9 protein-coding genes are annotated in these 11,109 nt (G+C 60.0%); 2 read left to right on the forward strand and 7 right to left on the reverse strand.

Going from position 1 to position 11,109, the window contains the following annotated elements:
• Positions 1 to 26 precede the first annotated feature (26 nt).
• The 5 genes from ACR0BI_RS19575 to ACR0BI_RS19595 all read right to left on the reverse strand — a co-directional run bounded on the left by ACR0BI_RS19575 (position 27) and on the right by ACR0BI_RS19595 (position 7,204).
• On the reverse strand, positions 27 to 272 hold the full coding sequence (locus ACR0BI_RS19575) for a MoaD/ThiS family protein (protein ID WP_170398411.1): 246 nt from the start codon (positions 270 to 272) through the stop codon (positions 27 to 29).
• The gene (locus tag ACR0BI_RS19580; RefSeq protein WP_170408212.1) at positions 265 to 2,520 is read right to left on the reverse strand and encodes a xanthine dehydrogenase family protein molybdopterin-binding subunit; all 2,256 of its coding nucleotides are present in this window, start codon (positions 2,518 to 2,520) and stop codon (positions 265 to 267) included. The genes ACR0BI_RS19575 and ACR0BI_RS19580 overlap by 8 nt, the downstream gene beginning before the upstream one ends.
• Positions 2,520 to 2,999: a (2Fe-2S)-binding protein gene (locus ACR0BI_RS19585; RefSeq protein WP_170408211.1), complete on the reverse strand. Its 480-nt coding sequence runs from the start codon at positions 2,997 to 2,999 to the stop codon at positions 2,520 to 2,522. Before ACR0BI_RS19585 ends, ACR0BI_RS19580 begins: the two co-directional genes overlap by 1 nt.
• Entirely contained in the window at positions 2,996 to 3,862 is an 867-nt protein-coding gene (locus tag ACR0BI_RS19590; RefSeq protein WP_480563089.1) for an FAD binding domain-containing protein, read from the reverse strand. The genes ACR0BI_RS19585 and ACR0BI_RS19590 overlap by 4 nt, the downstream gene beginning before the upstream one ends.
• 129 nt (positions 3,863 to 3,991) lie before the next feature.
• Entirely contained in the window at positions 3,992 to 7,204 is a 3,213-nt protein-coding gene (locus ACR0BI_RS19595; protein WP_480563091.1) for a reductive dehalogenase, read from the reverse strand.
• Between the two features lie 77 nt (positions 7,205 to 7,281).
• On the opposite strand from ACR0BI_RS19595, the gene ACR0BI_RS19600 reads away from it, so the two are divergent.
• Positions 7,282 to 8,184, forward strand: coding sequence for a LysR family transcriptional regulator (locus tag ACR0BI_RS19600; protein ID WP_170566722.1), 903 nt, complete (start codon positions 7,282 to 7,284; stop codon positions 8,182 to 8,184).
• Here ACR0BI_RS19600 and ACR0BI_RS19605 read toward each other — a convergent pair.
• A complete protein-coding gene (locus ACR0BI_RS19605; protein WP_480563092.1) occupies positions 8,175 to 9,026 on the reverse strand; it encodes a LysR substrate-binding domain-containing protein in 852 nt (283 codons plus the stop codon). The two genes, ACR0BI_RS19600 and ACR0BI_RS19605, sit on opposite strands and share 10 nt — an antisense overlap.
• A 103-nt stretch (positions 9,027 to 9,129) precedes the next feature.
• Here ACR0BI_RS19605 and ACR0BI_RS19610 point away from each other — a divergent pair, with 103 nt between their 5' ends.
• A complete protein-coding gene (locus tag ACR0BI_RS19610) occupies positions 9,130 to 9,831 on the forward strand; it encodes an SDR family oxidoreductase (protein ID WP_480504100.1) in 702 nt (233 codons plus the stop codon).
• 2 nt (positions 9,832 to 9,833) lie between these two features.
• Here the strand turns inward: ACR0BI_RS19610 and ACR0BI_RS19615 are convergent, their stop codons facing one another.
• Positions 9,834 to 11,105 (reverse strand): NAD(P)/FAD-dependent oxidoreductase, encoded by a 1,272-nt coding sequence (locus ACR0BI_RS19615; RefSeq protein ID WP_170566720.1) that lies wholly within the window; start codon positions 11,103 to 11,105, stop codon positions 9,834 to 9,836.
• Between the last annotated feature and the right edge of the window lie 4 nt (positions 11,106 to 11,109).

The following is an 11,109-nucleotide window of genomic DNA, read 5'->3' on the forward strand; positions in this document are numbered from 1 at the left end:
GCGGGGCCCAACTAGACCTTTCGCCTTCAACCGCCCCTGAGACGCTGCATTAAATAAACTTCGGCACCTTCCGGAATCGGCTCGGACAGTCCGGTCGCGATGATGCGCCCGTCCAACGCCACCGAGACCCCCGCATCGATCGGTGCCTGCAGCCGGGGATGTACACGCACCAGTTCCTGCAGCAATTCGCCCGTGGTGGCGGCCTCAACCTCGACCACCTCGCGACCCCCGGTCAAAGACCGGAGGCTGGACCAGAGGTGGACCTCAACCATTGTCCTTGAGCGCGGCAAGAATGCGCGGCGGGGACATTGGCAGTTGCTTCAGGCGTACACCGGCCGCGTTGGAGACCGCGTTGGCGATGGCGGCCAAGGGCGGCACGATGCCGGTCTCTCCCACGCCGCGTACACCGAACGGGTGGCCGGGGTTGGGCACTTCGACAATCACCGTGTCGATCATCGGCAGATCGCTGGCGACCGGGATGCGGTAATCGAGGAAAATCGAGTTCTGCAAGCGGCCATCCTCACCATAGATATATTCCTCGTTCAGCGCCCAGCCGATGCCCTGCGCAGCACCGCCCTGATACTGGCCTTCGACATAGGTCGGGTGGATCGCCTTGCCCGCGTCCTGAATGACCGTGTAGCGGGTGATGCTGGTCTTGCCGGTTTCCGGGTCGACCTCGGCATCCACGATATGGGTGCCAAAGGATACACCCGCGCCTTCCGGCGTGGCCTCGAAATGGCCCGAGATCGGGCCGCCGGTCGCGCCCATATGGGCGGTGATATCGGCCAGCGGGCGCGGATCGAAGTCACCGGCATTGGGGCCTGAGGGCACGGCACAGCCGTTCTCCCATTTCACCGCATCAACCGGGATTCCCCAACTGGCCGCTGCGCGGGCGCATAGCTGCTCGACCGCGTGGCGCGCCGCCTTGATTGTCGCCAGACCCGAGGCATAGGTCACGCGGCTGCCGTGGCTCACATCATTGTAACCCAGCGTTGCCGTATCGGCGACGGTGACGCGAATGTTCTCGTAGGGAATGCCCAGAACCTCGGCCGCCATCAGCGCCATTGACGCGCGTGATCCGCCGATATCCGGCGTACCGACCATGACTTGGGCCGAGCCGTCCTCGGACAGCGCCAGAGATACCGAGGTCTCACCACCATGGTTGAACCAGAACCCACAGGAAATCCCGCGCCCTTGCCCCGGCTTCAACGGGGCCGAGTAATGCGGATGCGCCTTGGCGGCCTCAAGCGTTTCGACAAGACCTATGCGCTCATAGGTCGGGCCATAGCTGGCTTTGGTGCCTTCATGCGCGGCGTTTTTTAGGCGCACATCCACCGGGTCGAGGCCGAGTTGATTGCACAGCTCATCCAGAACGGATTCGACCGCGAACGCACCCATCGGAGCGCCTGGCGCGCGATAGGCGGCCTGTTTCGGGCGGTTGGCCATTACGTCATAACCGACCTGGCGAACGTTGGTCAGGTTGTAGGGCGCAAAGGCACACATGGCGGTCATGTCGCCCGGCGCACCCGGGAAGGCACCGCCCTGCAGGCGGAAGATGCCTTCGGCTGCCGTGATGGTGCCGTCCTTCTTCATACCGATCTTGATATCCATCGACGCCGATGAGGTCGGGCCGGTCGCACGGAACACCTCGGACCGGGTCATCACGATCTTTACGGGGCGGTTGGCCTTGCGGCTGAGCGCCAAAGCAACCGGTTCGATGAACACAGTGGTCTTACCACCAAAGCCGCCCCCGATCTCAGACGCGGTCACACGCAGTTGTGAGGTTTCGATGCCCAGCAACGCCGCGCAGGTTTTCTGTGCGATCCAATGGCCTTGGGTGGTGCACCAAAGCTCACCTTTGCCGTCAGTACCCAGAGACCCCATGCAGGCATGAGGTTCAATGTAACCCTGATGGGTTGCCTCGGTAACGAAGCTGTCCTCAATTACCAGATCCGCCTCGGCAAATCCGGCTTCGACATCTCCGTGGCCGCTTTCGTGATAGCGCACCACGTTGGGGTGCATCCCCTCAGGCACCGAATAATCTGCCGCACCTTCGCGGATGACAGGCGCGTCCGGTGCCATCGCCTTGTCCACATCTGTGACGTGGGGCAAAACTTCATATTCAACCTCGATCAGCTTCAGCGCATCGCGCGCCGCCAAGGCTGATGTCGCTGCAACTGCTGCAATCGCGTGGCCGTCATACAGAGCCTTTTCGCCCGCCATGACATTTTCCAGCACGTTCCAGAATTCGCCTTCCAGCCCCGGCTTGAAGGGGACATCGGCGAAATCGGCGCGGGTAACAACGGCTTTGACGTCTTTGTGGGCCTCGGCCTTTGAAGCATCAATCTTGACGATCCGCGCATGGGCATGGGGTGAACGCAGGATAGCGCCATGCAACATGCCGGGGGCTGAGATATCCGCACCGAACTTGGCGCGGCCCGTCACCTTGTCCAGACCGTCAGGGCGGTCAGGGCGGGTGCCGACAAACGTGAAGTCAGATTTGCGATCGTCCAGTGCCATTACGAAGCCTCCCGCATCTCAGCCGCCGTATCCATCACGGCGCGAATAATCTTGTCATAGCCAGTGCAGCGGCAGAGATTGCCTGCCAGCCAGTACCGGGTTTCCTCTTCGGTGGGATTGGGGTTCTTTTCCAGCAGCGACTTGGCCGCCACCAGAATGCCCGGGGTACAGATGCCGCATTGCAGGGCGGCATACTCGATCATCTTCTTTTGCAGCGGATGCAGGACGTCGCCGTCCGCGATCCCTTCAACCGTTTCGATCTGCTTACCTTCAGCCTCGACGCCCAACATCAGGCATGAACACACAAGACGGCCATCGACGCTGACCGAACAAGCACCGCAATCGCCGGTGCCGCAGCCCTCTTTCGCGCCGGTCAGGTTCAGCTTGTCGCGCAGACAGTCCAGCAGGGTTTCGCGTGGGTCGCAGAGGTATTCAACCGCGTCCCCATTTACGGTGGTGGATACGTGGAACTTACTCATACGTCTTCTCCCTTTGCGCGGGCATAGGCGATTTTTGCGGCGCGCTTGGCCAGAACGCCAGCAACTTCGGTGCGGAATGCAATAGTGCCGCGTTTGTCATCAATGGGGTTGCAGGCAGCCGAGGCCGCTGCAGCGAGCGCGTCCAGCGCCGCGTCATCCAACGCGCTGCCAATCAGCGCTTTGGCGCAGTGTTCAACCAGCAAGACGGTTGGTGCGACAGCCCCCAGTGAGACGCGCGCCTCGGTGATGGTATCGCCATCCAGTCGTAAGTTTACGCCCACACCAACCACCGCGATATCCATCTCGGTGCGCGGGATAAAGCGCAGATAGGCGTCACCGGCGTTGTCGCCACGCGCTGGAATGTTGACCGCCGAGATCAGTTCGCCTTTGGCCAGTGAGGTCTTGCCGGGTCCCGTCGGGATGTCTTCGACCGCCACCTCTCGTGTGCCGTCCGGGCCCGTCACGGTGACTGTAACGCCTGCCGCAACCATCGCTGGCACCGAGTCCGCCGCCGGAGAGCCATTGCACAGATTCCCGGTCAGCGTCGCACGCCCCTGTACCTGAGTCGATCCAATCAGATCCATCGCCTCGACCACACCCGGCCAATCGCGGCCCAACGCGGCGTGCTCGCTCATCTCGGCGCCGGTCGCGGCGACGCCCAGCGTCCAGCTGCCATCGGCATTGCGGGTAATTTCGCTAACGCCATCGATCTTCTTGATGTCGATCAGCGTATCGGGCGTCACCAATTCCGAGCGCAACTGCACCAGCACATCGGTGCCGCCTGCCAGAAACCGAGTGATGCCCGTTGCATTTGCGGCCAGAGCCGACGCCTCGGCAAAGCTGGCGGGGCTGTGATAATCCATGAAAGTACCTCGCACCTGTTGATCAGGATAGACTGGGGTTCGCCGGGGACGTTAGTGCAGCAAGTCGGCGGCGTCCATGGCTGGAACGACCAATTTTTGGGATTCAAAATGTCGTTTTATCGAGAGCAATCACAGATCGATCTCGATCACCCCGTCTGCCCGGGCCGCCCGGCTTTGGCACAGTATGATCGCACCTTCGCGTTGTTTGTTGGACAAAACGAAATCGCGGTGTTCGATCTCACCTGAAATCACGTCACATTTGCAGACCCCGCAGATCCCATCAGCGCATTTCACATCCACGTGAAAGCCCGCCTCATTAAGTACCTGCGCCGCATCTTTGTCAGCGGGTACAGTCAACTCCCGACCCGATTTCGCCAATTTCAGAGTGAACGGATGGTTCTCATATTCGGGCTGTTCCGGCACCGAGAAATATTCGAGATGCCGTGCACCTTCCGGAAACCCCTGCCGTTCGGCTGCGTGAATGACGCCATCCATATAGCGGTCGGGGCCGCAGGTATAAACGTGCCATCCGTCCTGATATCCTTCCAGAACAGCCTCCAGATCGGCCCGCGTGCCCTCGTCCGAGAAATGATAATGCACGCGATCGGCCCATGGCATAGCCGCCAGATCGTCCAGATATCCGGCACCTGCTCGTGTACTGGCGGAATAGTGTAACTCGAACGGTTTGCCCATCGCATGTAGTCGGTGGGCAAAAGCAATCATCGGCGTGATGCCAATACCACCGCCCATCAGGAAGGTTTTGGTTGCAGTCTCGTCCAGCTCAAAATGGTTTATCGGCTTTGAGATGAAGACCTTGCGCCCTTCGTTGAAGATGCGATGCAACAAGGCCGAGCCGCCGCGCCCTTCATCCTCGCGCAGCACGCCGATCTGATATGTGGTGCGGTCGGAGGGATCGCCCGACATCGAGTACTGCCGCAGGAATTCGGGCGAAACCAGCACATCCAGATGCGCGCCCGCCGTCCATTTCGGCAAGGGCGCACCGTCGAGGGTTGAGAATTCGTACTTGGTGACATCCGAGGTCATCTTGTCGACCTTGGTTAGTTCCACCCGCATCACCGGGGCGTCCCCTGCGACCTGATAACGGTGGATCACAGACATATCGCCTGCCGTTTGGCGCGCTTTGTAGTCTTCAGCTGTGACCATCGCCTCATAGGCGGCAATTCCGGCTTCCCGGTCCATGTTGAAGGGATAGGGCCATGGGTGCGGAGCGAGCGGAGCGGGGTAGACAGCAAGCGTCTGATCCTCGTACTTCAAATCGAGGTCTTTTTGTAGGTCCCGCCGGTTCAATGGGTGCTGCGACGGGCGATAGGCTCCGTCGGCTTCCAGTTCGATATCCCACCACCATTTCTTGGTGTCATTCAGACCACCATTACCGACGGCGTCATCCAGTTTGGCCAAGGCGGGCGCAGCCGAAGGGAGATTCATCGCGGCCCAGCGGAACGGGCGTTCTTTAAATATCCCTTCCAGATTCCATGGGCAGGTCTTCATGCATCGTCCGCACATCGCCCCCCCGGGCGTGGTGATACGGTAAGTGGCGCATTTCTGGCTGTCGGATTTCCAGATTTCATAGCCGTTGAACATCAGCTTTGGCCCGGCAGTGATTGCGCCCGAAGGGCATTCCCGAGCGCATTTGTTGCAGCTTTCGCAAAACGTCTGAAGGCCGAAATCGATGGGCTTGTCATGCGTCATCGGCATGTCGGTTGTCACGACACCGGATTTCAGGCGCGGGCCAAGATAGGGGTTCAGGATCACCTCACCGATCCGACTGACCTCGCCCAACCCCGACAACAGCAGCAGCGGCGGTTGCAGCACCTCGCCATCCATCACCGTATGCGCCTTGGCCTTGTAGCCGAGATTTCGGATTTGCTGCGCGATCACGCCCCCCAGCAGTGAAAACCGCAGATAGGCGCGCATGGATTGGGCCACGCTGATCCAGTCATCCCCGCTGGCGCCTTCCATCGTCTCATAGCCCTGGTCGATGATCATGCTGATCGCCTGATCATGGGGCGGAACGATTTCTTCTCCAGTGGCGTCATGGGAATACCAGCTCCACTCGGGGCACCGGCTGAGCCCGACCGCATCGACCCCAAGGAAATAGGTTGCAGCCTTGATATTCGCGGCATTTCTTTCGGTATCTGTGGGCTGTACAGCCTCGGCGCTGTCACCGTCCTGCAGCAAAACAAATGCGCCCAGCGCGCGGCGTTGGGCGAAGCTGGGGGCGGATTTGCGCACGTAATGCCCGCCCTTTGTCGCATCCTGCAGCGATTTTCCCATGTCGCCGAACTGAGCCCGCGCAAACATGTCTGCGCGTTTGGGCACCCGGGCTACGTTTTGCTCGTCGATATAGGTGGTCGGTGTGTCGACTCGTTTGAGGTTTTCAAAAGGATGTGCCCCGTCCACATAGCGCCGCTTGGCATAGGCATCCCGGTTCACAGCGTTCTTGGCGAAGCCTGCACCCAGCCACCATGCAGGTCCTTGCGTGCGGAACCACGGTTGTTCGGCCAGCGGTCGCAAGGGTCGGTCATGCGCGATCTCCATTTCGGTGGTCACAGCGGCCAATCCGAACCGCTTACCCAACCAAGGCACCACAACCGCACCATCCTCAACCGAGGCCAGACCCGCAGCAACTGCCAGCTTGCCCAGATCAACCTCAGAGGACATCGCCGTATGCGCCCGCGCATCGAAACCCAGGAGGCGGATGTAGTTGGCAATGACCACAGCATTCTCGGTGGCAAGCAAACAGGCGCGGTGATCCTGCGCATCCATGATCCAATCGGACCCGGGCTCCGCGGGGTCCGGATCGCGGTTGAACTCATACAGAAACACGAGCGTATGGCGATGGCGGTCCATCGGGCGTGGCGCGGCCTCCATGCTTTCTTTTAGATCCGCCATAATCACATCGATGCCCGAGGCCAGCGTTTTGGTTTGCCGTGTCCTAAGCGCATGAGCCAGCCGGTCGATATCCGGGTTGCGGCGAGGCTCAGCCAACATCGCCTCCGCGGGTAGCGGCCCGCAGCCCATCATCGACGCATCGTTGAAATAGCCAAACGCTTTCAGATGGTTGGCACGATCTGCTGGGTTGGCAGGGATTTCTGAAGCGACGGGGTTCACAAATCCATCCCGGATTGCGTCCATCATCGCCTGAAACTCGCCCATCGCATTCACGATGCTTTCGGGCTGCTCGGGCCTGCGAAAGCTAAGCGCACACATCGGTTCGACCTGCGCCAGATCAGGCATCCGATCCAGCCGCGCCAGCCGTTCCAGCGGGAACGGACCCATGTGAACAGGTCTGTTCTTGTCCGAGAAAAAGCGGATCCCCATCGCGTGCCTCCAGTTAGCTGCCCTTTCCCCTACCCCGGCATGGACACCAAATCCATTCATGAATAATCATAAATGGTATGAGCAGAATTGATTTCACAGATCTGGACGGCAAGGTCCTACGGGTGTTCCTGACGATACTCGAAGAAAGCTCGGTGTCGAAAGCTGCCGACCGGTTAGGGGTGACGCAATCGGCCATCAGCCATACGCTGGGCAAGTTGCGGCAAGTGCTGGGCGATCCACTATTTGTCCGATCCGGACAGGGGCTGACCCCGACCGAACGCGCTTTGTCGTTGAAAGAGCCGGTGCAACAGGTGCTGGACAACATGCGCGCCCTGACCGAAGGTCGCCCGTTTGATCCGCTGTCCGAACAGATGGACATTCAGATCGCCACCAACGACATGCCGCGTGAGTTGATCTTTCCCGAACTTCTGCGGGCGACGCGCGCCGAAGGCGTCAGGTTGCGGCTGGAGTTCATCCCGTCGGGTGTTCCCGACCCGGACTTGCTGCGCAGCGACCGGTGTCAATTGATGCTCACCCCGCTGCCACCGGACGGGCCGGATATCTTTCAGAAGCGGCTGATCACCAGCCCATTGTTGGTATTCTATGATGCCGCTCACCGTGATCCGCCTGAGGATTGGCGGTCCTATTGCAATAGCGATCATGTCGAGGTGCGATTTGCCGACGGGCGCAACGCCCGTGCCGTGATGCGTGGTGTGGATCAAAGCCAGATCAGACCGCCCGTCGTAACCCTGCCGCATTTCAACGCAATCCCGCCTTTCGTGAAAGGCAGCGACCTGATCTCGATCGACACGGCGCTGATGAAACGCGGGCCGCTTGCCACGCTGGACAGCGCACCACTGCCGTTCAAATGCGAAGCAGTGTCAATCTATATGGTCTGGCACCAACGCACGGCCAACGACCCGGCACATCGTTGGTTACGCGACCGGATCGACGCGATTGCGGCTTCGCTTCAGACCTGAGAAAGCAACCAGTCGCGCATTTGTTTCACCAGCTCCGGTTGGCGCGGTTTCTGCGGGGTGACAATGAAAAAGCTCAGTTCATCAACCAGCACCTCAGAGAGCGGCTGCACCAACCGACCCGAAGCCAGTTCCGCAGACACAAGTGGCGCATTGGCCAGCGCAAAGCCTTGCCCCGAGACAGCGGCGTCTATCGCCAGACTTGTCTGGCTGAAACTCATCATCCGCGGCTTCCCCTCGACCCCGGCGCGTTCAAGAAACAACGGCCACAGCCCATGGGAATCACTGAGCAAAACGTGTTGCATCAGGTCGTCTGGACCTGAAATTTGCGATGCGAGATCCGGACTGCCCACGACAACGAATTCGGTCGAGAACAAAGGTGTTGCTTGCAGATCTCGAGCAACCGGTGAACGGCTTTGGCGTACCGCGATATCAATTCCATCAGACTGGAAATCCGCCAACCGCTCGCGCGCGTCAACCTGCACCGAGATATCGGGATGGCGGGTCACAAAATCACTCAGACGCGGCACCAGCCATTTTGAGGCAAAGCTGGGCGTGATCGAGATCGTGATCTGCCGCTGATCAGCCAGCTCATCGACAGCCTCTTCAATCAGCCGAAACGCCCGACGCAGCGGCGCGTGGAACCGACGCCCCGCTTCGGTCAAGCGCAACCCACGTGGTAGTCGTTCAAAGAGTGCAGTGCCCAGCCGCGCCTCCAACCCCCGCACCTGCTGCGCAACGGCCCCTTGGGTTACGCCGATTTCTTCCGCAGCCAAGCGAAAGTTCAAGTGGCGTGCCGAGGCCTCAAAGGCGCGCATCGCATTGAGAGGTGGAAGAGCGGGCATAACTAGACTGTAGATTTTCTACAGCCTATGCGCAATAGAACTGATTGGTCAAAGTGAACGCTGCCAGCCATCTTTATACCAAACATCGCAAAGGAGCGTGAAGATGGAAAAAGTAGCTTTGATCACGGCAGGCGGCAGCGGTATGGGCGCGGATTCCGCGCGCAGATTGGCGGCGGATGGTTTCAAAGTCGGCATCCTGTCCTCGTCAGGCAAGGGTGAGGCGCTGGCGCATGAGTTGGGTGGCGTGGGCATCACGGGCTCGAACCAGTCGAATGATGACCTGCAGAAACTGGTCGATGCTGCAATGTCCCATTGGGGGCGGATCGATGTGCTGGTGAACTCAGCCGGGCACGGACCCCGCGCAGCGGTGCTGGAGCTGACCGATGAGGACTGGCACACCGGAATGGATGTCTATTTCATGAATGCCGTCCGACCGACCCGACTGGTGACCCCGATCATGCAAACGCAGGGCGGTGGATCGATCATCAACATCTCAACCTTTGCTGCGTTTGAACCGGACCCGGTTTTTCCTACCTCGGGCGTATTCCGCGCCGGGCTGGCGGCGTTTACCAAGCTGTTCTCGGACAAATACGCCGCCGACAACATCCGCATGAACAACGTCTTGCCCGGGTTCATCGACAGCCTTCCGGAAAAAGAAGAGTTCCGCACACGCATCCCGATGGGCCGCTACGGGCGCAGCTATGATGAGATCGCCTCGGTCGTGGCTATGCTCGCCTCCGAAGGCGGAGGCTACATAACCGGGCAGAACATCCGCGTCGATGGCGGCATCACCCGGTCTGTCTGAATTCAGAACCGCGCCTTAACAAAATGCGTCAGCGCCGCGCCGGTTTCGAAGAAAGCGCGGCGTAGGCCAGTCCAGTTTTCGCTATACTCAGCCACTGACGGAACCGGCAGCAAGGACGGATCGTCCTTGAGCAGACTTTTGGCCATCAAACGCCCGAACACGGTGCCCGGCCCGATCCCACGCCCCGAGAACCCATGCGCGGCTAACGCATTTGGACCGATCAGAGTGATTTTGGGAATATGATCCGAAGTCATGGCAATCCGCCCATGCCAGCCCTCAATCAACGGCTGATCCGCCAATTGCGGATAAAGTGCAGCCATTTTGCGCTTGATCCAGGATTTGTGTGCAAATCCTCCGGCGCTGTTTAGGTCGCCCATACCGCCAATGATAAACCGTCCTGCCTGGTCCAAACGGAAGGATGTCATGATCAGGCCGGTATCCCAGCATCCCTCTGCTTTAGGCAATATGCTGGCCCGCAGGTTATGGGACAGCGGCGCGGTGGCGTATTGGAAGTAGTAGACCGGCACATAGTCTGGTGCCGTATCAGCAATGCCCTGATGATAAGCGTTGGTCGCCTGAATAACCGATCTTGCGCGTACGGTTCCACCATCCCCCTGCAGCACCCAAACCCCGGCTTCCTGCCGCAAAGATCGAATCGGGCTTTGCGTATATATCTGCGCTCCCGCATTCTGTGCGGCGCGGGCCAGTCCCACCGCATAGCCCAGCGGCTGAATTGTACCCGCGCGGGGGTCAAACAATGCGCCGTGGACTGCCGGGCTGCCCGTCCGCTGGCGCGACGCATCAGGATCGAGCAATTCGACCGGCGCACCAGAAGCGCTCAGCTGTGCGTGGCGTGTACGCAAATCACCAAAGCCCGAGGCCGAATGAGCACAATGCAACGTGCCTTGCCGCTCAGGCTCGCAGTCAATCCCGTGCGCTTCAATCAACTCGAACACGTCTGACGGCGCGTTAGCCAGCAGATCGATCAACCGATCCCCCGCCATTTGCCCCAGATGCGACCGAATTTGATCGGGTGGCAGCCAAAGCCCTGCGTTGACGAGACCGACATTCCGCCCCGATCCACCATGGCCGATCTGATGCGCTTCGAGCAGGCACACCGAAGCCCCCGCTTTTGCTGCGGTCAAGGCCGCAGAACACCCGGTGTAACCACCGCCGATCACGGCAAGATCAACGCTTACGTCATCAGACAGCTTTTGCGTGTCGATACGCTCGCGACAGGTCTGCCGCCATAACGATTGATCATAGTCGCGCATGCCC

It is taken from the genome of Ruegeria sp. E5, assembly GCF_056534105.1.